This window comes from Bacillus sp. FSL W7-1085, from assembly GCF_038595035.1.
GTDB classification, from domain to species: Bacteria; Bacillota; Bacilli; order Bacillales; family Bacillaceae; genus Bacillus; species Bacillus altitudinis.
In genome coordinates, this window is record NZ_CP152000.1 from 1,391,299 (window position 1) to 1,415,387 (window position 24,089).

Genomic DNA, 24,089 nt, shown 5'->3' on the forward strand with positions numbered 1-24,089 from the left:
CAAACCCTCGCATTCGGTGTCAGTCCTGCGCTTCGGTGCTCACGAATGTCAAATTCGCTCCGCGCCGATGCTCGTCCTTCCTAGACTGCAAAGGTTTTCTATCACGCTGAAAAGAAGACAAAGAGCCAAAATAAAGTTCATTTTAGCCCTTTGTCAACAATCTGATGCTTATATCACAAGAGATATAAGCCGTTCTCATTATTTCTTCTGATTCATATGATGGTTTGATTGATCGTTTTGGTTTTTTTCTAATTGCTTTTGATCTTGTTGTTTGAGCTGATGGTTCGGATCATTTGTCGGATCTATTTCGTTACGGTCGATTTCATTTCGAGGCATTTCTGGCATAACACGGCCCACAATAGCTGCTAGTTCGTCCATAATTCCGCTTACTGGCCTGCCAGCTTGTATTTCTTTGCCCATTTCCTTTAAACGGCTCACTGTATCTGGATCAGCGACGACAACAGCATTCGCACCTTCTGGGTCATTTTTCAGAGCTTTGGCGACTGAATATTTAATGGTTTCAACTTTGCTTCTATCTAAATCATCTTTTACATCAATGCCGACGACAGCATACTTGCCGATGACGATCGCTGTTGCGTCATTTACATCTGCTACATGCTCAGTCACATTCACTAGGTGCTTTGCCACATCTGTTGATGGGCGGGCTTTGTCAGTGTTTTTCTTGGATGAGTCTGATACTCTTACTAAATGCTTGTTTCCGTCTTGATGTTCTTGTGCCAAAGGCTTCTCTTGATGCTGGCAAGCGCCTAATAAAAGAATGGTTTGAACCATGAATAACGTCAAAAATAGTCGCATGTGTATTCCCTCCTTCACAAACTGCATGATTTATTTTATTGTTGAATTAACCTTCTAACTTTATTCATGAAAACATATATTTTAACAATCGTTTTTGGAAAGACAAGGATGAATGAAACCCCGATCAGGAGGCGAAGGACCTGAGTAAAATTTATGTATTAGACACAAATGTGTTATTACAGGATCCGAATTCAATCTTTTCATTTGAAGACAACGAGGTCGTGATTCCGGCCGTAGTGTTAGAAGAAGTAGACTCGAAAAAAAGATATATGGACGAGGTTGGGCAAAATGCACGACGTGTCTCACGTTTAATCGACGGGTTGAGATCGAAAGGGAAACTGCATGAAAAAATTACGTTGGAGTCAAAAGGAACGCTGCGTATTGAGCTGAATCATCGCTCTTTCCATGAACTTCAAGAAATTTTCATCGAAAAAACAAACGATAACCGGATTTTGGCTGTTGCGAAGAATTTGAGCTTAGAGGAAGAAACAAAACCGGATGGCCGGCCTGTTATTTTGGTCAGCAAAGATGTCCTAGTGCGAGTAAAGGCGGATGCCATTGGTCTGCAAGCAGAGGATTTCTTAAGCGATCGAGTGCTACAAAATGAAGACATTGATAACGGCTATCACGAGCTCTATATTCCGACTGAGCAGCTGAATACATTTTATAAGCAAAATCAGTTACCGATAAAAGACGTCACCCAAACGCCATTAAACCCTCATCAATTTGTTATTATGAAGGGAAATGAGGGTGGTTCTGCTTTGGGGATGCTTGATCAAAAAGCAGAGCATGTGAAACGGCTTATTTATGACCAAGAACATATTTGGGGAATTCGCCCAAAAAATGTCCAGCAAACGATGGCGCTTGAGTTACTTTTACGCCGCGATATTCCGCTTGTGACACTTATCGGAAAAGCGGGAACAGGAAAGACACTGCTTGCACTTGCTGCTGGATTAATGCAGACAGAGGACCTCGGCATGTTTAAAAAGCTCATCGTGGCCCGCTCTATTGTTCCTGTCGGTAAGGATTTAGGGTATTTGCCAGGCGAAAAAGAAGAGAAGCTCAGACCGTGGATGCAGCCGATCTATGACAACCTAGAATTTTTATTTAACACAAAAAAACCTGGTGAACTCGATGCGATACTAGCGGGCATCGGTTCAATTCAAGTGGAAGCTTTAACGTATATTCGCGGGAGAAGTATCCCTGATCAATTTATCATTATCGATGAGGCGCAAAATTTAACAAAACACGAAGTAAAAACATTATTAACGCGGGTTGGTGAGGGAAGTAAAATTGTGCTCATGGGAGACCCAGAGCAGATTGATCACCCTTATTTAGACAGCTTAAATAATGGGCTCACATATGTCATTGAGCGTTTCAAAGGGCAGCAAATATCTGGACATGTCAAGCTTGTCAAAGGAGAAAGGTCTGGACTTGCACAGCTTGCAGCTGATTTATTATAGTCCAGACCCGTCATCTTATGTAATGATTAACTCTTTGACGCCTTTAATCGGCTGAGTGATGTTGGACTGATCCTCGAAATAAACGTGGATTGGTCCTTCTTCTGTTATAGGCTTTCCATTTTGGCTGAAATGGGCAATGCTATCCATCGCCTTAGAGAGCGGAACAGCAATTGTTTCTGTTTCTGTGACAAATTCACACGTCTCCGCTTGTTCGAGCGGTTCTGCATTTTTTATCATGTCGCCAAGTTTCATCCCGAAGCTGCCTGTGACAAGCCTTTCTTTTTCGTACTTTTTCTCTGTTTTTAATGTGGGTGGAAGTGTTTGACCTTCTCTTATGACCCGCTCTTGATCGAGTTCCTGATCTAGCTGCTGCTCTTCGTTTGCTGCACTTTTCTCAAAAAATGAATCCATTAAAAATTTACGGTCATCGAAAATCCATACACTCGGATCAATGGTGATCTTGTATTGTACGTTCCCCTTGATTTGAATAATGCTCATGTTCAAGACAACCCCTTTCCAACATAAATTATAGAAGTTTTCGCCCGCTTTGTCACTTTCATAAACATGCACTTCCTTGTACACACTACGATTAGACGAAAAATAGGGAGGGTTTTGGGCATGGCATGTCGTGACAATGAAGAGCTTCAGCGATTTGTAGAAGAGGCAAAAAAGGTGGCCAAAAATGGAAAGGTAGCATCCTATATTCCGGCACTCGGTAAAGCGGATCAATCGGATTTATCTGTCGCTGTTTATCATGTGAGTAATACGTGCCACTCAGCGGGAGATGTTGATAAACGATTCACCCTGCAAAGTATTTCAAAAGTATTAGCACTGGCGCTCGTGCTCTCAGAAGAAGGACCGAAAAAAGTGTTTCAATATGTTGGACAAGAACCGACTGGCGACCCGTTTAATTCGATGATTAAACTAGAGACAGCAAGCCCCAATAAGCCGCTTAACCCAATGATTAATGCAGGAGCGCTTGCCGTTACAAGTTTAATAAGAGGGGCAACGCCGCAAGATCAGCTGAACCGGCTGCTTGGTTTTATTAGAGAGCTTGCCAATGACACCACCATTACATATTGCAAAGAAACCGCTGCATCCGAATTTGAAACATCAATGATTAACCGCGCAATGTGCTATTATATGAAGCAATATCATATCATTAAAGGGAATGTAGAAGAGGTGATGGATGTCTATACGAAGCAGTGCGCCGTCATGATGAATAGCCTGGATTTGGCGAAGATCGCGTGTGTTTTTTCATTAGATGGCAGGCATCCAGAGACAGGAAAGCAAATCCTTTCGAAAGATGTTGCTAGAATTTGTAAAACGTTTATGGTCACATGCGGTATGTACAATGCGAGCGGGGAATTTGCGATCAATATCGGAATCCCTGCTAAAAGTGGTGTTTCAGGCGGAATTATGGGGGCGGCGCCATACGACTTTGGGATAGGTATATTCGGGCCTGCTTTGGATGAAAAAGGGAATAGTATTGCGGGTATTAAGCTGCTTGAGCTCATGAGTGAAAAATATGAGATGAGTATCTTTTAATGACGAATGGCTTCTTTTTATTTTTACAGAGCGAACTGTACAAATCTGCTTGCAATTTTGGGCGTTTCGCTTTATGATAAATAGAAGAATTAGGTACTCGCCTGGGGAACGGAGGGATACTTTTGGCGTCAGAAATTTTAGTCGATCATCGGCAAAAAGCACTGGCTTTATTAAAATTGGATGCAGATAAAATTTTAAAATTGATCCAAGTGCAAATGGACAACTTAACGATGCCGCAATGTCCTCTTTATGAAGAGGTTTTAGATACTCAAATGTTCGGATTATCGAGAGAAATTGATTTCGCTGTCCGGCTTGGATTAGTTGATCAACATGAAGGCAAAAAACTACTCGATAAACTTGAGAGAGAACTATCCGCACTTCATGATGCGTTCACAAAAAAATAATGATTGAAAACTCAAACTTCCACAACATAAGTTTGAGTTTTTTTGTCCGCCTTTTTATTTTGATTGATGCCAAACGGACTTGATTGTCTCATGAAAGACGAACAATATAAAGAGGTAAAACGGGATCAAACGGAGAAAATGTAGTAGAATAAGAACAGCTAAGAGAAGAGAATATCAAGCAGTAGAAATAGACGTTAGGAAGAGGATTATATGTTAAAGAGAATGCTAAAATCGTATGACTACTCATTATTGTTCGCCATTATATTAATTAGCGCATTTGGCTTGGTGATGGTGTATAGCTCAAGTATGATTACATCTGTGATCAGATATGATGCTGCGCCAGATAATTTTTTCAAGAAACAGCTTTTATTTATGATTGTTGGGGCGGTCATCTTGATTTTTACAGCCCTCATTCCGTATCAGCTGCTCTTAAATAAAAGATTCCAAATTGTGATGCTTTTGCTATCTGTGTTTTCTCTCATTTATGTGTACTTTGGCGGTCACATTGCAGGGAATGCCAGAAGCTGGATCAAATTTGGGCCCTTTAGTCTTCAGCCAGCGGAATTCGTGAAGATCGTTGTCATCATTTATCTTGCTGCTGTCTATGCAAAGAAGCAGCATTATATTGACCATATTTTAAGAGGGGTTACACCTCCAATTGTGGTTGTCTCCATCCTATGCGGATTTATTATTTTGCAGCCAGACTATGGGACAGCTTTTATCATTGGTATGATTGCCCTTGCGATGATTTTATGCTCAGGGTTTAGCGGTAAAACGCTGGCCAAGCTGCTCGCATTATTTAGTGCGGTGATGGTTGTTGTGACACCGTTTATTATTCTTTTTTGGGATAAAATTTTCACGCAGAATCGTCTTGGACGTTTTGAGAGTTTCCAAGATCCATTTAAAGACGCAGGCGCTTCTGGGCATCAATTGATTAATTCATATTATGCGATTGGATCAGGCGGCTTTTTTGGGCTTGGTCTCGGAGAGAGTGTACAAAAGTATGGATACCTTCCAGAACCTCATACAGATTTTATCATGGCAATTATCTCGGAAGAGCTTGGTTTTTTCGGTGTATTTTTTGTCCTTGCTCTCCTTGGCTTTATTGTCGTGAAAGGTTTTTACATTGCGAGAAAGTGTGAAGATCCGTTTGGAAGTTTGCTTGCAATAGGAATTTCTTCAATGATTGCCATCCAAACGTGTATTAATTTGGGCGGTGTTTCAGGTCTCATTCCGATCACTGGGGTCACACTTCCGTTTATCAGCTACGGGGGATCCTCTATCATTTTACTGAGTGGATGTATGGGAATATTGCTGAATATCAGCATGTTTACTGAATATAAAGAGCGTTATAAAAAGAAAAAATCAATCAGCAAACCATCGATTCAAAAAAATGGATTGCAGAAAACTTTGAATCTTTAGAAAACAAAAGTGTACAGTTTTCATTTCTTCCTTTATTATAGAGTACATATAAAATTTTAAGGGATATGGAGGAGTGAGAATGTCACAGAGAACAATTCAAAAGGTTCTAGTTGCAAACAGAGGGGAAATCGCTATCAGAGTCTTTAGGGCCTGTACGGAGCTCAACTTACGTACAGTGGCCATTTACTCCAAAGAAGACTCGGGCTCTTATCATCGCTATAAAGCCGATGAAGCATATCTAGTTGGAGAAGGGAAAAAGCCGATTGATGCCTACCTTGATATCGAGGGGATCATCGAAATTGCAAAACGAAATGACGTGGATGCGATTCATCCAGGATACGGATTTTTATCTGAAAACATTCATTTTGCAAGACGATGCGAAGAGGAAGGCATCCAATTCATCGGCCCAACTTCTCAACATTTAGATATGTTTGGAGATAAAGTAAAAGCGAGAGATGAAGCGAAAAAAGCTGGGATTCCAGTCATTCCAGGAAGTGACGGGCCAGTTGATTCGGTCAAAGAAGTCGAAAAATTCGGTGAAGAATACGGTTACCCGTTTATTATTAAAGCTTCACTTGGAGGCGGCGGCCGAGGTATGCGGATTGTCAGATCAAAAGAGGAGCTGAGCGAAGCCTATGACCGTGCAAAGTCAGAGGCGAAAGCGGCTTTTGGAAATGACGAAGTATATGTTGAAAAGTTGATTGAAAATCCGAAACATATTGAAGTGCAGGTGATTGGAGACAATCACGGCAATATCATTCATTTATACGAGCGTGACTGCTCTGTTCAAAGGCGTCATCAAAAAGTCATTGAGGTTGCACCAAGTGTGTCCCTTTCAGATCAATTGCGTGAAGACATCTGTGAAGCGGCTGTTCAGCTGGCCCAGAATGTATCGTATATCAATGCAGGGACTGTAGAATTCCTAGTGGCAAATGGCGAGTTTTATTTTATTGAAGTCAATCCTAGGGTCCAGGTGGAACACACGATCACAGAAATGATCACAGGTGTCGATATCGTCCAAACCCAAATTCTTGTCGCAAAAGGACATGACCTCCACAGCAAAGAAGTCGGGATACCAAAACAAGAAGATATCTTTACACATGGATTTGCCATTCAATCAAGGGTCACAACAGAAGATCCTTTGAATGATTTTATGCCAGATACAGGAAAAATCATGGCTTACCGTTCAGGCGGTGGTTTTGGTGTACGTCTTGATACAGGGAACAGTTTCCAAGGTGCGGTGATTACACCTTATTACGATTCACTGTTGGTGAAGCTGTCTACTTGGGCACTTACATTTGATCAAGCTGCGGCTAAAATGGTCCGAAATTTACAAGAATTCAGGATTCGCGGTATTAAAACAAATATTCCGTTTCTTGAAAACGTTGCAAAGCACGAGAAGTTTCTAAGAGGGGAATATGATACATCGTTTATTGATTCAACACCTGAGCTATTTAACTTCCCTAAGCAAAAAGACCGCGGAACGAAAATGCTTACTTATATTGGTAACGTTACCATTAATGGGTTCCCTGGTATTTCGGAAAATAAGAAGCCTCATTTTGATCAACCAAATGTGCCGAAACTTGCTGTCCATGAAACGATTCCTTCTGGAACAAAACAATTGTTAGACAAGCATGGACCTGAGGGGCTCGCCAATTGGGTGAAAGAGCAAAGCGGTGTACTCTTAACGGATACAACCTTTAGAGACGCACATCAATCCCTGCTTGCAACACGCTTTAGAACACACGACTTAAAGAAAGTTGCGCAGCCAACAGCAGGTTTATGGCCAGAGTTATTCAGTATGGAAATGTGGGGCGGCGCTACATTTGATGTGGCATATCGTTTCTTGAAAGAAGATCCTTGGGAAAGATTGAAAGAGCTTCGTCAAGAAGTGCCAAACACCTTGTTCCAAATGTTATTAAGATCATCAAACGCTGTTGGATATACAAACTATGCGGATAATGTGATTAAAGCATTTGTAAAGGAATCGGCAGAGGCAGGCATTGACGTCTTCCGTATTTTTGACAGCCTAAACTGGGTCAAAGGCATGACGCTTGCTATTGATTCTGTTCGTGAATCAGGCAAAGTGGCAGAGGCAGCGATTTGTTATACAGGTGATATTCTTGATCCATCACGTCCGAAATATGATTTGAAATATTATGTCTCTCTTGCGAAGGAGCTTGAATCCGCAGGCGCTCATATTTTAGGTATTAAAGATATGGCGGGATTATTAAAACCGCAGGCGGCTTATGAACTTGTATCTGCTCTAAAAGACGAGCTCACGATTCCAATCCATCTTCATACACACGATACGAGTGGAAATGGACTCTTCACCTATGCAAGAGCGATTGATGCAGGTGTTGATATTGTTGATGTTGCAGTCAGCTCTATGGCGGGGCTCACATCACAACCAAGTGCGAGCTCATTATATTATGCTCTAGACGGACATGAAAGAAAGCCAGAAATGAATGTTCAAGCGGTTGAACGTCTTTCTCAATATTGGGATTCCGTCAGAAAATATTACCATGAGTTTGAAAGCGGAATGAATTCACCGCATACAGAAATTTATGAGCATGAAATGCCTGGTGGCCAGTATAGTAACCTGCAACAGCAGGCGAAAGGGGTCGGCCTTGGCGAACGCTGGAATGAAGTAAAAGAAATGTACAGACGTGTAAATGACATGTTTGGTGACATTGTGAAAGTGACACCGTCTTCTAAAGTGGTCGGAGATATGGCACTTTATATGGTGCAAAACGATCTGACAGAAGAGGATGTTTATGAAAAAGGAGCAACACTGGATTTCCCAGATTCGGTTGTTGAATTGTTTAAAGGTTATTTAGGGCAGCCTCATGGCGGATTCCCAGAAAAGCTGCAAAAGCTGATTTTAAAAGGGGAGGAGCCGCTTACTGTCAGACCGGGTGAGAAACTGAAGCCTGTGGACTTTGAAGAGATCAAAAAGCAGTTCAAAGAATCACATGATCTGACGTTGACAGAACAAGATGCCATTGCATATGCTTTATACCCGAAAGTCTTTTCTGAATTTGTTCAAACAGCAGAAAGCTATGGAGATATCTCTGTTCTTGACACACCTACCTTCTTCTACGGCATGAGACTTGGTGAAGAAATTGAGGTGGAAATTGAAAAAGGGAAAACCCTCATTGTCAAACTCGTGTCCATTGGAGAACCGAATCCGGACGCTACAAGAGTGCTTTACTTTGAACTGAATGGACAGCCGCGTGAAGTGGTCATTAAGGATGAAAGCATCAAATCCTCCGTTCAAGAAAAAATGAAGGCAGATCGCTCAAATCCAAATCACATTGCGGCATCAATGCCAGGCACTGTCATCAAAGTACTTGTTGAAAAAGGACAGAAAATTTCACAAGGTGAGCATTTGATGATCAATGAAGCGATGAAAATGGAAACGACGGTACAAGCACCGTTCTCAGCAGTCGTGGATGAAATTCATGTCACGAATGGAGAAGGGATTCAAACTGGAGATCTGTTGATTGTCTTAAAGCCTGAATAATGAGTGAGACACATCCACTGCGATGTGTCTCAGCGTATAGACAAACCCTTGCATTCTTTGTCAGTCCTGCGTGCTGGTGCTCACGAATGTCACATTCGCTCCGCTCCAGTACTCGTTCTTCCTAGACTTCAAGGGCTTTCTATCACGCTGAAAAGAAGACAAAGGGCTAAAATAAAGAGCATTTTAGCCCTTTGTCAACAATCCAAGACACATCCACTGCGATGTGTCTTTTTTTGAGCGCATTAAAATGTGCAGCCGCCCGCTAGAGTGATTACACTATAGAATGAGGTGAAGAAAGAGTGGAAATTGTCGTGATTTGGTTTCGCCGAGATATGCGATTGGATGATCATATCGCCTTATCAAAAGCGATCACATATGCAAAAAAACATCAGTACCGATTATTTACTTTTTATCATCTAGATCCATTTTTTACAGAAATGGAACTGGATTTGAACAACGAACATTTCTTTCAAAACTTGGCCAATTTCGTCAAGGAAGCGAGAGAATCTCACATGTATGTTCATCTCATTCATGAAGATATTTTGTCCGCTTTTCAAAAGCTCATGGATGCTTATGACATTAATGCGGTCTTTTTTAATGAGGACGAAGTAGGAAATGGTCGAACTCGTGATGAGCAAGTGACCCATTTCTTAGAAGAAAAGGGCATTCATGTGTCAAAGTGGCAAGATACGCATCTGCATGGGGCGAGAGATATTTTAAAAGCGGATGGGTCTCATTATCAAGTGTTTACTCCATACTACCAAGCGTGGCGGAAGCAGGAGAAGCAGTCTGTGATAAAAGTTGACAAATCATTTCTGAGTAGTGAGCATACGATTTGTGATGAGTCACTTTCTGAAAAGGGAGATGCGAAACTAAGGGACATCATCAAGAAATGTACAAGGAAATTCGATCAGATGGGATCAGACAAAGCGATGAGCACGCTAGGCGGCTTTATTCAAGAAAGATTGACGCATTATCATGAGAAACGAGATATTCCGTCTGTTTTTGGGACGAGCAAGCTGTCTCGGTTTTTAAAAACTGGGACCATTTCTATTCGCACGATCTTTCATGCGGTCAATGAGGAAGAACTTTTTGAAGATGAGGGCAAGGAAACATTTATGAAAGAGCTAGCGTGGCGTGATTTTTATCATATGATCTTTGCGCATTATCCAGAGATGAAAGAAAAAGAAATCAACTCCTCCTTTCAACATATAAAATGGAATGATGATGAGACACTTTTTGAAGCTTGGTGTAAAGGACAAACAGGCTTCCCACTCGTTGACGCTGGGATGAGACAGTTAAATGAAGAAGGCTGGATGCATAACCGTTTGAGAATGGTGACGGCTTCATTCCTGACAAAAGATTATCTCATCGATTGGAGAATGGGCGAAGCGTATTTCGCGAGAAAACTTGTCGACTATGACGAGGCTTCGAATATTGGAGGATTTCAGTGGGCAGCCTCTGTCGGAACGGATGCTGTTCCTTACTTCCGTATTTTTAACCCAACGACCCAGTCGAAACGATTTGACCCAAGCGGAGAATATATTAGAAGGTATGTACCAGAACTAAAGCATGTGAATGAAAAATGGATTCATGAACCGAGTAAAATGCCGATAGATGAGCAAATGAAATCGGGATGTGTGCTGGGGGATACATATCCTCTGCCTACAGTCGATCATCAAGAAAGACGAAAAATGGCCATTTCGCTATTTGAAGAAGCGAAACAAACATAAAAGAAATCCCCCTTTTCGGATGAAAGGGGGATTTCTTTTATGTTTATCTGAAAGGCTCTCTATTTTCATATTTAAACCGGGCAATGAGTAAGCAGAAGTAGCATAGTACCCCAAACAAACAAGAAATAAAGAATGAATGAGCAAGCGCATAACCGAGTGCGAGCTGAGAATAAACAGACATGACACCAGAGATCGCTTGAAGTGTAATCAGAATGGCTGAAATGATCCATCCATAATACAGCTGCTTTTGTTCTTTATAATGTTTAAGGGCATGGAACATCGCAACAAATATCCAAACGAATAAAAGAAGGGCTGCTGCTCGGTGAGACATTTGAACCCATTGATTAAAATACGCTGGAAGTGCGCCGTCTTTTGAACAAAATGGGAAGACAGAGCATGCAAGACTTGATTTTGTATGTCTCACATAGGCGCCCGTATACACCACAATATACGTATATGTGATCAACCCATAAATATGGAACTGCATTCTTTTGCCGATATGAAGCGGCTTCACAAGCTTTGTTTCAGATCTGGTGGCTTCAAACACAAGCAGTGCCAGCAGTAAAACGGAAGCAAAAGAAATCAGTGAAATACCGAAGTGCAGTGCCATGACAAGTGCGTTAGAACCAAACACAACGGCGAGTGCCCCTAACAGCGCTTGAAGCAGTAAGAATATAATGGACATGATGACCAAAAATTTGGTTTCACGGAATACTGGACTGATTTTTTTCCAGCATAAGACCGCCAGTGCCAATACAAGAATGGTGGAAACTCCTGTTGACATGCGGTGGCTCCATTCGATAATGGAAGCAGGGTTCATTTCTGGAAAGAAACGACCGTGGCAAAGGGGCCACTGTCTGCCGCAGCCAAGACCGGAGCCAGTTTTCGTCACAAGCGCACCGCCAATCAGAACGATCAGCATCACAAATGTTGTGACAACGCTCAATAACCTTAAAGCAAATTTCATCAAATGATTTCACCTTCTCTAAATAACTTCTGATCTAAATGAAAACCTCACATGCTCTCAAGTTTAAGCCAAATGCGTGTTCTGTTGCAATTCATAATGACCAAAGTTCACAAAAAAATGATATGTTAGTTCACAAAGTTTACAGATTTAGAGTGCTTGATCTTTCTTTGACAGTCTGATAGAAATAGAGGAGAGAATATTTCATTTTGCACCGCCTTCTGAAACGCACATCCTAATAAATTCACGAAAAGTTCACAAATAACTTCAAGTTTGTCGTTTATTATTTAATAGGATGTTTTTTTACAGCTCTTTATCTTGTATGATAGAGTTGTAACGATTTTACGTTTTATTCGTTCGTTTGAAGGTTTGGGCAAGGGAGGTTATACACATTGGCAAATTCCAAAACAGCCGCGGAAGCAGCTATTCATGGACAAATAGAAGAAACAACCGCTTTAAAAGATTTTCTTGCTCTTATTAAAATGGGCATCGTCAATTCCAATTTCATTACAACATTTACTGGAATGTGGCTTGCTTTTTATTTTACAGGTATGAGTTTCCTTGGGAATCTTGATATTGTGCTGTTAACAATGATTGGTTCTTCTCTTATTATTGCCGGTTCATGCGCCATTAATAATGCGTTTGACCGTGATATTGATATACTAATGGAAAGAACAAAAACAAGACCGACGGTGACAGGTAAAGTTCAGCCAGGTCAAGCGTATGCATTTGGTATTCTGCTTGTTGTACTTGGACTGATTATGCTTCTGATGACAACTGTTACATCAGCAGTGATTGGATTTATCGGTGTCTTTACTTATGCAGTTCTATACACGATGTGGTCTAAACGTCATTACACCATTAATACAGTCATTGGGAGTGTATCTGGTGCGGTTCCGCCATTAATTGGCTGGACAGCTGTTACAGGCACCATCGACACAACGGCTTGGGTCCTGTTTATGATTATGTTCATCTGGCAAATTCCACATTTCTTATCACTTGCGATTAAGAAAACGGAAGATTACCGCAAAGCAGGTATTCCAATGCTGCCAGTTGTTTACGGCTTTGAAGTCACAAAACGTCAAATCATCATTTGGACAGCATGTCTTCTCCCGCTTCCATTTTTCTTAGGTGGATTAGGATGGCCGATTGTCGCACTTGGCACATTGCTGAACATTGGATGGCTCGTCATTGGTCTTATGGGCTTTAAAATGAAAGATATCATGAAGTGGTCAACACTCATGTTCGTTTATTCATTAAACTACTTAACGATCTTTTTCGTTGCGATGATTATTATTACACTATTCTAGAGTGAAATACACTTTGATCACATCAAAACAATGGCTATATCTTATAACACAACATTTTCTTACAACTATGAAAGCCGCCTGATATTCAGTTCTATTTAGGCGGCTTTCTGTTTATACATAGATGGTATTTTGAGTAAAAACATCATTTTTTTATGAAAAGAGGAAATGTAAGTGCTTTTATAAGAGGCGGGGGTTATGGATGGGTGAAAGGTGATTTTATAAATAAGAGGTAAAAGCGAAAGGCAAAGGAGATCAAGCAAAAGGGGTTGGGACAAATTATGATAAGAAAATGGCGTGTTTATTCACTGTTTCTCTTACTGACGCTCGTTTTGGCGGGCTGCGGTGAACCATACTTATCAACACTCAAGCCAGTTGGGGAAGTAGCAGATAAACAGTTTTTCCTAACGGTACTGAGTACACTTATTATGGTTCTTGTCGTTATTGTTGTATCGATCATTTTCTTTTACGTCATCATTAAATTCAAACGTTCTAAAGTGGGAGAAGATACGATTCCTAAACAGGTAGAAGGGAACCGTAACCTCGAAATTACGTGGACAGCGATTCCGATACTTCTACTCATTATTCTCGTTGTACCTGTTGTGGCATACACGCTTGAGCTAGGGGATACAAGCGCCATGGATAAGAAAAAACGAGATCCTGAAAAGACACTTGTAGTGAATGTAAGAGCCAGCTTATATTGGTGGGAATTTGAATACCCTGATTATGGGATTGTGACAAGTCAGGAATTGATTGTTCCAACTGATCAAAAGGTTTATTTTAAGCTGAAAGCATCTGATGTGAAACACTCATTCTGGATTCCATCAGCTGGGGGTAAAATTGATACAAATACAGACAACGAAAACAAGTTTTATTTAACATTTGACTCAAAACGAACGAAAGATGCTGGAGAATATTTCTATGGGAAATGTGCAGAGCTTTGTGGTCCATCACATGCTTTAATGGACTTTAAAGTTAAAACGCTTTCTCAAGATGAGTTTTTAGGCTGGACGAAAAAGATGACAGATTATAAGAAGCCTGCATCTACGTCAGATCTAGCCCTTGTGGGTGAAAAACTCTTTAAAGAGAAAAACTGTTTAAGCTGTCATGCGGTAGAGCCTGGAGATGAACGGCCAGAGGCGGCAAGGACTGCACCAAACCTTGCAACCTTCGGAGAGCGGACAAAAGTAGCTGGAATTAAAGACATGAACAAAGAAAATGTCAAAGCATGGCTGAAAGATCCAGAGAGCTTTAAACCAGGTAATAAGATGACAGGGACGTACCCTAAACTAAATGACTCAGAAGCAGACGCACTCTACGAGTATTTAAAAGGTCTTAAAATACAGTAAATGCCTTGAGCAGCTTGAAGTTGCGCACATTCAAAAGGGTATACGATCTATGTGAAGTTTTTGTTAAGAGCTCCCGAATAAGTCTCTACATCCAAGAATAAGTCATCTGTCAGATATAGTCTGTTTTTAGAGCGTGAAGATAGACATTGATATGAAAAGGGGCAAATGGGAGATAAGAGGGGGATTTCATGGTGAGTACAATAGCTAAAAAGCGGGGGTTTGGCGCTGTCTTATGGGATTACTTAACGACGGTTGACCACAAAAAAATTGCCATACTATATTTAGTGGCAGGGGGATTTTTCTTTTTAATTGGTGGCCTGGAAGCGATGATTATCCGTATTCAGCTAGCCATCCCTGAAAATGATTTTGTGAGTGCAGGGTTTTACAATGAAGTCATGACGATGCATGGAACAACGATGATTTTCCTTGCAGCAATGCCGCTTTTATTTGCATTAATGAATGCGGTTGTACCCATTCAAATTGGTGCACGTGACGTAGCGTTTCCATTTGTGAATTCACTTGGTTTTTGGCTGTTCTTTTTCGGAGGTATTTTCTTAAACCTTGGATGGTTTATGGGCGGAGCACCTGATGCAGGCTGGACTGCCTATGCGTCGCTCACGCTGAATTCAGAAGGGCACGGCATGGATTTCTATATTTTAGGGTTGCAGATAGCGGGTATTGGTACGCTAATTGCCGGAATCAACTTTCTTGCAACGATTATTAATATGAGAGCACCAGGTATGACGTATATGAGAATGCCACTCTTTACCTGGACGACGTTTGTGGCATCTGCACTAATTTTATTCGCATTCCCGCCGCTGACAGCAGGGCTTGCGATGCTGATGCTTGATCGAATGTTTGATACGAGCTTTTTTAATCCAGAGCTCGGAGGAAATACAATCATCTGGGAGCATTTGTTCTGGATTTTTGGACACCCAGAAGTGTATATCTTGATTTTGCCGGCATTTGGGATTTTCTCTGAGATCATTCCGGTGTTTGCAAGAAAAAGATTGTTTGGTTATTCGTCCATGGTGTTTGCGACTGTATTAATTGGTTTCCTTGGATTCATGGTGTGGGCGCATCACATGTTCACAACAGGACTTGGTCCAATTGCCAATGCGATCTTTGCCGTAGCCACAATGGCGATTGCGGTGCCAACTGGAATTAAAGTATTTAACTGGTTGCTCACCATATGGGGCGGTAATGTGAAGTTTACAACGCCGATGCTATATTCCGTTGCGTTCATTCCGTCATTCTTACTTGGCGGTGTAACCGGCGTCATGCTTGCAGCAGCAGCAGCGGATTATCAGTTCCATGACACGTACTTCGTTGTGGCGCATTTCCACTATGTCATTATCGGTGGTGTGGTCTTCGGTATTTTAGCTGGTGTGCATTATTGGTGGCCGAAGATGTTTGGGAAAATACTGAATGAGAAGCTTGGGAAAATTGGCTTTGTGCTGTTTTTCGTCGGTTTCCATTTAACGTTCTTTATCCAGCATTTTCTCGGTCTTTGGGGCATGCCGCGCCGAGTCTTTACATTCTTGCCAGGTCAGGGTCTAGACCTTGGGAACTTGGTGAGTACGATTGGGGCACTGTTCATGTTTGTAGCAGTTGTCATCATGCTGATTAATATCATCTGGACGACAGCAAAAGGGGAGCGTGTATCGGGCGATCCTTGGGGAGATGGAAGAACGCTTGAATGGGCAGTATCTTCACCTCCGCCAGAATATAACTTTAAGCAGCTGCCTCTTGTACGGGGACTTGATCCATTATGGATTGAGAAAATGGATGGTAAAAAAGGAATGACAGCATCTGAACCGCTCGATGATATTCACATGCCGAATAATTCCATCTTGCCTATCATTATCTCATTCGGTCTATTTGTGTCAGCGTTTGGTTTTATGTATCGTCAAGAACACAGCTGGGGTCTACCGGTGATCTTCATTGGTCTTGGCATCACGTTTGCGACCATGCTCGTTCGCTCTCTTAAAGATGATCATGGATACCATATTCACAAAGAAGATTTGACGGATGACGATGACAAAGGGGTGAAAGCATAATGGAACCACAAAAAATGACAGCGGAAACCTTTCCAGCTTCTCCTGAGAAAGCCACGTTAGAAGGAAAGAATAAGTTCGTCGGGTTCTGGTTGTTTCTTGGGGGAGAAACGGTCCTGTTTGCATCTTTGTTTGCCACTTATTTGGCGCTGAAAAATTCAAATGCAGGCGGCGCAACAACAACTGAAATGTTTGACCTCACACTTGTCTTTATTGCCACAATGCTTCTGTTAACGAGCAGTTTAACGAGTGTGTATGCTATGTATCATATGAAAAACTTTGCCTTTAAAAAAATGCAGCTTTGGCTAGGTGTAACCGTTCTTTTAGGTGCTGGATTTTTAGGGGTAGAAATTTATGAGTTTTATCATTATGTGCATGCGTATGAATTTACCATTACGAGCTCTGCACTTGGCTCTTCCTTCTATACGCTTGTTGGAACACACGGGGCTCACGTCGCATTTGGACTTTGCTGGATCACCGCTCTGATGATTCGGAATATGAGACGCGGACTCGATTTATACAATGCACCAAAATATTATGTGGCAAGCCTTTATTGGCACTTCATTGATGTTGTGTGGGTCTTCATCTTTACCGTTGTATATTTGATGGGAATGGTGGGATAAGAATGGGAAATAAAAACACAAATCAGTCCAAAGTCGATCTTGTCTATCGGAAAAAGAAAAATGCCGAAGAAATGAAGCATCAGCTCATTTCTTTCGGCTTGATGATTGGTTTAACGTTTGTTGCCTTTTTAACAATCGCCTCTGAAGACGTCGGAAATTGGTTCGCTGTCCCTTTTATTTTACTGCTTGCAGTGATTCAGGTCGCTTTTCAGCTTTATTATTTTATGCACATGAACCAAAAAGGGCATGAAACACCCGCATTGTTTCTTTACTCAGGTGTGTTTGTCGCGTTTATTACCGTTTTAGCCTTTTTGACCATTATTTGGTGGTAAGCTCGCTTTGCCCTTGAAGGAGGCGCAGCAATGGAAAACTTAGAGATATTTGGATTTCGTGCATTATGGAGTCCTTACTATTTGACATGTATTGTAGCAGCAGCCGCTTTTTATCTGCTTCTCGTGACGAAGGGTAAGCACCGTGCGACGGTGAAAGAGAAAACGCTGTTTCTCACGGGGCTTGTGTTGCTTTATGCAGTGAAGGGGAGCCCGATTGATTTAATGGGGCATATTATGTTCAGTGCACATATGGCGCAAATGGCAGTGCTCTATTTGGTCATCCCGCCCCTTCTTATTACAGGTTTACCTGCGGCGATTTGGGAGCGGATCATTCAAACACGGGGTATTCAGCCGATTTTCCGCTTGTTTTCTAAGCCGTTGATTGCCTTGCTCGGATTTAACGGGTTGTTTTCGCTGTATCATATTCCGCTTGTGTTCGATTTTGTCAAAACAGATCCGTTTTATCACGCATTGATGACGGTTGTCATTTTTATCGCTGCCTTTTTCATGTGGTGGCCGCTTGTCCATAAAGTGCAAAGTCAGCCGCAGATTACAGGCATTTTAAAGCTTGGATATATTATGGCAGATGGGATTTTAATGACACCTGCCTGCGCACTCATTATGTTTAGTGAAGCGCCTATCTATGCTACTTATTCAGATGCCGGCGCATGGATACAAGCACTGCACCTATGCGTACCGAGTGATATGCTTGCTGGTCTTGCGCTTACGGGACCTGACATGTTTCATACATTGCCGCTGCTAGAAGATCAGCAGCTAGGTGCTATTTTGATGAAAATCATTCAGGAGATTGTATACGGATCGATTCTTGCTGTTGTCTTCTTTGACTGGGCGAGAAAAGAAAGAGCGAAAGATGCCGTACCAGATGCGCTCATTCCGAAATATGAATAAATGAAAAGCACAGCCGCAGGGGCTGTGCTTTTTATGCTTCAGCAGTTATCGCTTCTAGTTTTTCTTTCAATTGGTTCAGCGTTTTTTTGCTTGATTGAATAAGAGATTTAGGGAAATCTTCGCCTTCTCCATATTCAACACCATGCGGATAATAGTGTTTTCCAAGTAAAGGTGTCAGCAGCTGGATGTGGGCTTTTTTGGAGCCGACATCTCCCTCAGTGGCGTAGCCAGAGATCCGTAAGTAAAACGTCCCCTCTACCATGTTATACTTCCTGTCGTACGTCACACGCTCATAATCCCATTGATCGGCTCGTACAAATCCTTCACTTTCCATAATGAAATCCAATTTATTTAAGTCAGCTGATACCTTTTCAATCCCCGTACCTTCAAACTTCACCCAAAACCCCTCCTTATAAAAATTCCCTTTACTGACAATCATAGTATGAAAGCGTTAAACTTTCAACTGTGAAGGGTATGTTCTTTTATAAGCTGGTTACAGTAATAAAGAAAATAACGGATGGAGGAATCAACGTGAAAACGAAAAGAATCAAAGATATCATGACAAAAAAAGTAGTGACGTTGCAAAAGGACGACAATGCGTATGAAGCGGCAGTCAAAATGAAAGATAATGACATTGGTGCCATTCCAGTAGTCGACGGAGATCAGCTTGTTGGTATTGTCACAGACCGCGACCTTGTACTTAGAGGTATTGCTGAGAAAAAGCCGAACTCACAAGAGGTTGGTGCCCTCATGACGAAGGAAGTTTTGACAGCTGAAGAAGATGCAACCCTAGAAGAAATTGTCCGGTTGATGTCAGAACATCAGCTCCGCCGTATCCCGGTTGTCAAAAACGGGGCACTCACAGGAATCGTAGCCCTTGGGGATTTATCAGTTGAAGATTTATCAAACGATCGTGCAGGTGATGCCCTGACGGAAATCTCTCAACAAGACCAGGATCATGGCCAAGGATTTCTTCATTAGGAGGGGCATATTTTAAATTCGTGTTAAATAGGCTGTATTGTCGTTGATAAATGGAGCAAGTTTTGTTTAAATGACAGTAGAAGGTACTTTTTGCTTTTTGTACCTTGCCAATTTAACGGAGGTGTTTATTTGAAAACTGTGCTGAAAACACTCTTCATCCTCCTGATTATATCCGGAACGTACGTTCTGTTTATTCAATATGGATCTTCACCAGAAAAAGAAAACAGCAATGAGCCGAAGGTGTCTAATGAAGAAACATCTAGCGATAAGCCGATCAACATTCCGAAAAAAGGTCTCATGTCCTTTATGGGGAAGTCTTCAAACGAAGTGCTTAAACAGCTAGGGGAACCAGATCGCATTGATCCTTCCGCATATGATTATGACTGGTGGATATACAATCAATCGAAGAAACACTATATTCAAGTAGGGGTAAAGGACAGTAAAGTGGTGACCTTGTTTGCGACAGGGGATGGGCTGAATGTTGAGCCGTTTAAAATCGGTCAAGCCACAAGTGAAGTATTTAAAAAAACACAAATCGCTCCTTACATTCATGTAGAGGACGAGGGAAATTCATATCGCTTTGAATTCTCAGAAGATGATATGAATACCAGGCCGACGGTGAAAGTGGGAGATGATGTGTATGTCCAGCTCTACATGGATAAGTTTGAAAGCACTCTTTCGAGCATTCGAGCCTTTAACGCAGATACATTTGTCAAACAAAAGCCGTATGAAGTCGTTTATCGAGGTCAATTAATTGAACCTGAGGCGATATCAGGCGAAAAGTGGAAGGATATTGAAGCGTCGAGTCAAAAACAAATTTTTGATATGACCAATATTATCCGCCATAAGTACAAACTGCCGACCTTAAAGTGGGACGATGAAACCTCTGAAGTGGCATTCATGCATAGTGAGGACATGAAGGATAATCATTATTTCTCCCATGAATCTAAAAAATACGGCACGCTGAAAGACCGGTTAGAAAGAGGCGAGGTCGCATTTCAGCTTGCGGGGGAAAACATTGCGTATAATTATGTTGATGGCCCTGCAGCTGTAGAAGGTTGGCTGAATAGCGAAGGTCACCGGAAGGCATTGTTAAATCAAGATTACACGCACCTTGGCGTTGGTGTGAAAGAAAAGTATTATACACAAAACTTCATTAAGAAAACGTCTTAATCCTCTAAACAGCTGCGCACAGATGGCGGCTGTTTTTTTATGAAAAGGGCTCACCAAAATAGACCCAGATGTATATAGTATAGTAGGCATTTGTATGGGGGGTGAGGATATGACAAATAAGCAAAAGCAAACATCCATTGATGAATTTAAACAGTTCGTCAGACGCCATCCGAAATTAATTCAAGAAGTGCAGACGCAAGAAAAAAGCTGGCAAAGTTTATACGAGAATTGGGTCATGTTTGGTGAGGAAGATGACATGTGGTCTCCTTACCGGCAAACACAAACGGAAGAAGCAAAAGAAGAAAAAGCCGCTAAGCAAAGTGAACCGGGAAAAGCAGATTTTATGTCTAAAATGGTTTCTGCAGTGAAAAAAATGGACGCTGATCAAATGAATGAACAGATTAATAAAATGAGCCAGTCTATTTCCTCTTTACAAAGCTTACTCGGTCAATTTTCATCAAATGGCTCAAAGAAGGGTTCATCTGGAGGCAGCCAGCACCCATTCTCCTTCAGGAAAGATTAATTGAAAGGGGATGCTTTTGGTGCGGAGAGAAGTACAAGAGTTTGTCATGGCCGAAGAGGATCGAATCAAATTCATCAGGCAGCGCCCACTCTGGTATAGACAGTTAACGCGGCATCCTGAAAATGTCACTTCGTTTGAATTAGATAAAATGAACTTTTACGAAAAAACCATTCCTCATCGTGTGAGCCAGTTGAGCAATAGTGTCCAAATGGCTGAAATGATGATCCAGATGTTCCAAGCAATGCGCAATCAAAATGGAGCCGGGTGAGGCTTTTTTTGAGTTGATTAAGATGTCTATTTCATGAGCATCCTATGAAAGTAGACGAAAGGAGAATCAGAACATGAAATGGATGCTGTCAATATGCGCATTGCTTTTTCTTCTCACCGGATGTCAAAGTCAACATGATCAAGAGCAAGTAACTAGGCAAGAACCAGCAGTACCAGTCATGCAGCAGACGCAAAGTGAAATGAAGCAGCAAGGTTTTTTAAAATACAAAGTGCAGGGATCTGTTGTGTATATAGAAAGTACACTTCAAGATTTTCACCTTGAACCTTCACCCCTAAAAAAGGATAAGAAGGCGGGGTATTTTACTGTGTATGTAGACGGGAAACGGGCAGGCAATGAGTATACTGCGGCGTTTGTGGTCAAGCACCTTTCAAAAGGAAAGCATAAAATGACCGTTGTGCTAAATTCTCGTCACCCTGAATATAAGCAGAAAAGAGAGACGTGGGATGTATTTGTCACGTAAAAGCATTTTCTGATCCATAGGTTTCGTGGTAAACTATGAATTGGAGGTGCAACATTTATGTATGCGACAATCGAATCTGTGGAGCTCCAAGAGGAAGCAAATCAATTGGCTGCCATGATTCTTCAGTCGGAGGAGGCTGAACATTACCGCAACTGCTTTAAGCGTCTCCAGCAAGACGAAGAAGCCCAACAAATTATTGCCCATTTTACAAAAGTAAAAGAGCAATATGAAGATGTGCAGCGGTTCGGCAAATACCATCCGGACTATAGAACGATCTCAAAAGAAATGCGTGAGGTCAAAAGAAAGCTAGATCTTCACGATACAGTGGTTGATTTCAAAAAAGCAGAAACAGCGATTCAATCCATCTTAGATGAGATTAGTATTGAAATCGGTCAAGCTGTATCAGCATATATTAAAGTTCCAACAGGGAACCCATATTTTGATGGTCTATCATCATGCGGCGGTGGCTGTGGATCAGGAGGCAGCTGTGGCTGTAAAGTATCTTGACGAGACTTGAACGTCTCGTCTTTTACATAATGAACGGAAAGAATTGAAAAGCGGCAGGTGAAAAGATGGATACCAAACGTCAAGGGATGGTCGTTTGGCTGCATTCGTTAAAGCAGTCAAAAGCGCTAAGGAAATTTGGGAATGTTCACTATATTTCAAGGAAAATGAAATATGCAGTGATTTATTGTGATATGAATGATCTTGAGCGCCACATGGCAAAGCTCAGTTCATTGCCATTTGTAAAACGTGTTGAGCCTTCCTATAAACCTTTTATTAAATTAGAGTACGAATCGAAATTGGACAAAGCAAAAGAGTATGACTATAAGGTGGGCTTTTAAAGACACAAAAAAATCCCCGCGGCATCACCCGCGGGGTCCTTCTATTCTTAATGATTCATTAAGGAGAAGGCAAAGGGAGAGGAGAAACCGGAGGAAGAACTTATGGGGAAACGTAAGTCTTCTCCGCGGTTGGCAACAGCACCACATCAGATGCTGTTAACAGTAGTATGACCCTCTCTTTTGTGATCTATACATAGAAAATGAATGGAATTCAGTGCATTGTCCCATGTGGAGTGGATATGGTAAGATAATGTTGAATTTTTTGTCATCAAACAATATTCAATAGATGCAAGCAGAAAAAGTGGTGGAAAAATGAGAGTGATTTCTGGAACAAAAAAAGGCCGCACGCTGAAAGCCGTACCCGGCCAATCAACAAGACCAACAACAGATAAAGTAAAAGAATCCATTTTTAATATGATTGGACCGTATTTTGATGGGGGATGGGCCCTTGATTTATTTGCTGGAAGTGGTGGTTTAGGAATTGAAGCGCTTTCTAGAGGATTCGATCATTGTATATTTGTGGATCGAGATATGAAGGCGATTCAGACGATTAAAGGCAACTTGAATCAATTGTCGCTGATGGATCAAAGTGAAGTGTTTCGAAATGATGCAAACCGTGCACTCGCCGCTGTAGTGAAGCGAGAAGAATCTTTTCAAGCCATCTTCCTTGATCCGCCGTATAAAGATCAAAAGTTGAAAGCACTTCTTGATACGATTGATGAGCATTCCTTATTAGCAGATGATGGCGTCATTGTGTGTGAGCATGATAAAGATGTGACACTGCCAGAGGAAGCAGGACAGCTGCATATCTCAAGGCAGGAAATGTACGGAATGACTGGCATTACGATCTATAGAAAGCGGGGAAATTAAAGCATGGGGAATATAGCCGTTTGTCCGGGTAGCTTCGATCCAGTCACATTGGGCCATTTGGATATTATCAAAAGAGGGGCAAAGATTTTTGATGAAGTATATGTGTGCGTCCTCAATAACTCGTCAAAAAAGCCGTTGTTTACTGTTGAAGAGCGATGTGAACTCATTCGTCAAGCAACAAAGGAGCTACCAAATATCAAAGTGGAATCCTTTCATGGACTGCTCGTTGATTATGCGAAACAAAAAGAGGCGAAAGTCATTTTGCGCGGACTTAGAGCGGTGACGGACTTTGAATACGAGATGCAAGGGACATCAATGAACAAAGTGTTGAATGATGACATTGAAACGTTCTTTATGATGACGAATAATCAATACTCCTTCTTAAGTTCAAGCATTGTTAAAGAAGTAGCGAAATATCATGGATCAGTCAAAGAGCTTGTACCGCAAGAGGTCGAAGCTGCGCTGAAAGAAAAATTTAATGGATGAGTGCATTGT

Annotated in this window: 25 protein-coding genes; 21 read left to right on the forward strand and 4 right to left on the reverse strand. The window is 41.5% G+C overall.

Going from position 1 to position 24,089, the window contains the following annotated elements; translation table 11 throughout:
• Positions 1–198: 198 nt before the first annotated feature.
• Entirely contained in the window at positions 199–816 is a 618-nt protein-coding gene (locus MKY11_RS07070; RefSeq protein ID WP_039168625.1) for a YhcN/YlaJ family sporulation lipoprotein, read from the reverse strand.
• Between the two features lie 140 nt (positions 817–956).
• Between MKY11_RS07070 and MKY11_RS07075 the strand changes: the two genes are divergently transcribed.
• Positions 957–2,279 (forward strand): PhoH family protein, encoded by a 1,323-nt coding sequence (locus MKY11_RS07075; protein WP_025207279.1) that lies wholly within the window; start codon positions 957–959, stop codon positions 2,277–2,279.
• 15 nt (positions 2,280–2,294) lie between these two features.
• Here MKY11_RS07075 and MKY11_RS07080 read toward each other — a convergent pair whose 3' ends face one another.
• Positions 2,295–2,777 (reverse strand): hypothetical protein, encoded by a 483-nt coding sequence (locus tag MKY11_RS07080; RefSeq protein WP_008345056.1) that lies wholly within the window; start codon positions 2,775–2,777, stop codon positions 2,295–2,297.
• Positions 2,778–2,897: 120 nt separating this feature from the next.
• Here MKY11_RS07080 and glsA point away from each other — a divergent pair, with 120 nt between their 5' ends.
• The 5 genes from glsA (at position 2,898) to MKY11_RS07105 (ending at position 10,912) form a co-directional block, all read left to right on the forward strand.
• Positions 2,898–3,827 carry a glutaminase A gene (gene glsA / locus MKY11_RS07085; RefSeq protein WP_019743436.1) on the forward strand — a complete coding sequence of 310 codons (930 nt, stop codon included), beginning with the start codon at positions 2,898–2,900 and terminating at the stop codon, positions 3,825–3,827.
• A 122-nt stretch (positions 3,828–3,949) separates the two neighbouring features.
• Entirely contained in the window at positions 3,950–4,231 is a 282-nt protein-coding gene (locus tag MKY11_RS07090) for a YlaN family protein (protein WP_003212509.1), read from the forward strand.
• 210 nt (positions 4,232–4,441) lie between these two features.
• Entirely contained in the window at positions 4,442–5,653 is a 1,212-nt protein-coding gene (gene ftsW / locus MKY11_RS07095) for a putative lipid II flippase FtsW (RefSeq protein ID WP_008345051.1), read from the forward strand.
• A gap of 79 nt (positions 5,654–5,732) precedes the next feature.
• Positions 5,733–9,179: a pyruvate carboxylase gene (gene pyc / locus MKY11_RS07100; protein ID WP_282833594.1), complete on the forward strand. Its 3,447-nt coding sequence runs from the start codon at positions 5,733–5,735 to the stop codon at positions 9,177–9,179.
• Positions 9,180–9,478: 299 nt separating this feature from the next.
• On the forward strand, positions 9,479–10,912 hold the full coding sequence (locus MKY11_RS07105) for a deoxyribodipyrimidine photo-lyase (protein ID WP_342501969.1): 1,434 nt from the start codon (positions 9,479–9,481) through the stop codon (positions 10,910–10,912).
• 43 nt (positions 10,913–10,955) lie between these two features.
• Here the strand turns inward: MKY11_RS07105 and MKY11_RS07110 are convergent, their stop codons facing one another.
• Positions 10,956–11,879, reverse strand: coding sequence for a heme A synthase (locus MKY11_RS07110; protein ID WP_024720295.1), 924 nt, complete (start codon positions 11,877–11,879; stop codon positions 10,956–10,958).
• 389 nt (positions 11,880–12,268) lie between these two features.
• Between MKY11_RS07110 and cyoE the strand changes: the two genes are divergently transcribed.
• The 6 genes from cyoE (at position 12,269) to ctaG (ending at position 18,453) form a co-directional block, all read left to right on the forward strand.
• Complete coding sequence (cyoE, locus tag MKY11_RS07115; RefSeq protein WP_024720296.1) at positions 12,269–13,186, forward strand: heme o synthase; 918 nt, start codon at positions 12,269–12,271, stop codon at positions 13,184–13,186.
• 278 nt (positions 13,187–13,464) lie between these two features.
• On the forward strand, positions 13,465–14,532 hold the full coding sequence (gene coxB, locus MKY11_RS07120; RefSeq protein ID WP_342501970.1) for a cytochrome c oxidase subunit II: 1,068 nt from the start codon (positions 13,465–13,467) through the stop codon (positions 14,530–14,532).
• A 188-nt stretch (positions 14,533–14,720) separates the two neighbouring features.
• Positions 14,721–16,592, forward strand: a complete 1,872-nt coding sequence (gene ctaD / locus MKY11_RS07125; RefSeq protein ID WP_007499823.1) for a cytochrome c oxidase subunit I — start codon at positions 14,721–14,723, stop codon at positions 16,590–16,592.
• Positions 16,589–17,212, forward strand: a complete 624-nt coding sequence (ctaE, locus tag MKY11_RS07130) for a cytochrome c oxidase subunit III (protein ID WP_089374148.1) — start codon at positions 16,589–16,591, stop codon at positions 17,210–17,212. Before ctaD ends, ctaE begins: the two co-directional genes overlap by 4 nt.
• A 2-nt stretch (positions 17,213–17,214) precedes the next feature.
• On the forward strand, positions 17,215–17,544 hold the full coding sequence (gene ctaF, locus MKY11_RS07135; RefSeq protein ID WP_003211520.1) for a cytochrome c oxidase subunit IVB: 330 nt from the start codon (positions 17,215–17,217) through the stop codon (positions 17,542–17,544).
• Between the two features lie 30 nt (positions 17,545–17,574).
• Positions 17,575–18,453 (forward strand): cytochrome c oxidase assembly factor CtaG, encoded by an 879-nt coding sequence (ctaG, locus tag MKY11_RS07140; protein ID WP_017367183.1) that lies wholly within the window; start codon positions 17,575–17,577, stop codon positions 18,451–18,453.
• Positions 18,454–18,484: 31 nt separating this feature from the next.
• Here the strand turns inward: ctaG and MKY11_RS07145 are convergent, their stop codons facing one another.
• Positions 18,485–18,850: a YugN family protein gene (locus MKY11_RS07145; RefSeq protein ID WP_008345035.1), complete on the reverse strand. Its 366-nt coding sequence runs from the start codon at positions 18,848–18,850 to the stop codon at positions 18,485–18,487.
• Between the two features lie 161 nt (positions 18,851–19,011).
• Here MKY11_RS07145 and MKY11_RS07150 point away from each other — a divergent pair, with 161 nt between their 5' ends.
• The 9 genes from MKY11_RS07150 to coaD all read left to right on the forward strand — a co-directional run bounded on the left by MKY11_RS07150 (position 19,012) and on the right by coaD (position 24,080).
• Positions 19,012–19,434, forward strand: a complete 423-nt coding sequence (locus tag MKY11_RS07150) for a CBS domain-containing protein (RefSeq protein ID WP_039168696.1) — start codon at positions 19,012–19,014, stop codon at positions 19,432–19,434.
• A 129-nt stretch (positions 19,435–19,563) separates the two neighbouring features.
• Positions 19,564–20,607, forward strand: a complete 1,044-nt coding sequence (locus tag MKY11_RS07155) for a CAP domain-containing protein (protein WP_058337381.1) — start codon at positions 19,564–19,566, stop codon at positions 20,605–20,607.
• Positions 20,608–20,716: 109 nt separating this feature from the next.
• Positions 20,717–21,130 carry a YlbD family protein gene (locus tag MKY11_RS07160; RefSeq protein WP_024720298.1) on the forward strand — a complete coding sequence of 138 codons (414 nt, stop codon included), beginning with the start codon at positions 20,717–20,719 and terminating at the stop codon, positions 21,128–21,130.
• 19 nt (positions 21,131–21,149) lie between these two features.
• Positions 21,150–21,398, forward strand: coding sequence for a YlbE-like family protein (locus MKY11_RS07165; protein ID WP_017359376.1), 249 nt, complete (start codon positions 21,150–21,152; stop codon positions 21,396–21,398).
• Positions 21,399–21,471: 73 nt separating this feature from the next.
• Positions 21,472–21,879, forward strand: a complete 408-nt coding sequence (locus tag MKY11_RS07170; RefSeq protein ID WP_007499810.1) for a hypothetical protein — start codon at positions 21,472–21,474, stop codon at positions 21,877–21,879.
• A gap of 57 nt (positions 21,880–21,936) precedes the next feature.
• Positions 21,937–22,386, forward strand: coding sequence for a YlbF family regulator (locus MKY11_RS07175; protein WP_007499807.1), 450 nt, complete (start codon positions 21,937–21,939; stop codon positions 22,384–22,386).
• Between the two features lie 65 nt (positions 22,387–22,451).
• The gene (locus tag MKY11_RS07180) at positions 22,452–22,724 is read left to right on the forward strand and encodes a YlbG family protein (RefSeq protein ID WP_008345023.1); all 273 of its coding nucleotides are present in this window, start codon (positions 22,452–22,454) and stop codon (positions 22,722–22,724) included.
• Positions 22,725–23,036: 312 nt separating this feature from the next.
• Complete coding sequence (gene rsmD / locus MKY11_RS07185) at positions 23,037–23,594, forward strand: 16S rRNA (guanine(966)-N(2))-methyltransferase RsmD (protein ID WP_007499805.1); 558 nt, start codon at positions 23,037–23,039, stop codon at positions 23,592–23,594.
• 3 nt (positions 23,595–23,597) lie between these two features.
• On the forward strand, positions 23,598–24,080 hold the full coding sequence (gene coaD, locus MKY11_RS07190; protein ID WP_007499803.1) for a pantetheine-phosphate adenylyltransferase: 483 nt from the start codon (positions 23,598–23,600) through the stop codon (positions 24,078–24,080).
• Positions 24,081–24,089 lie beyond the last annotated feature (9 nt).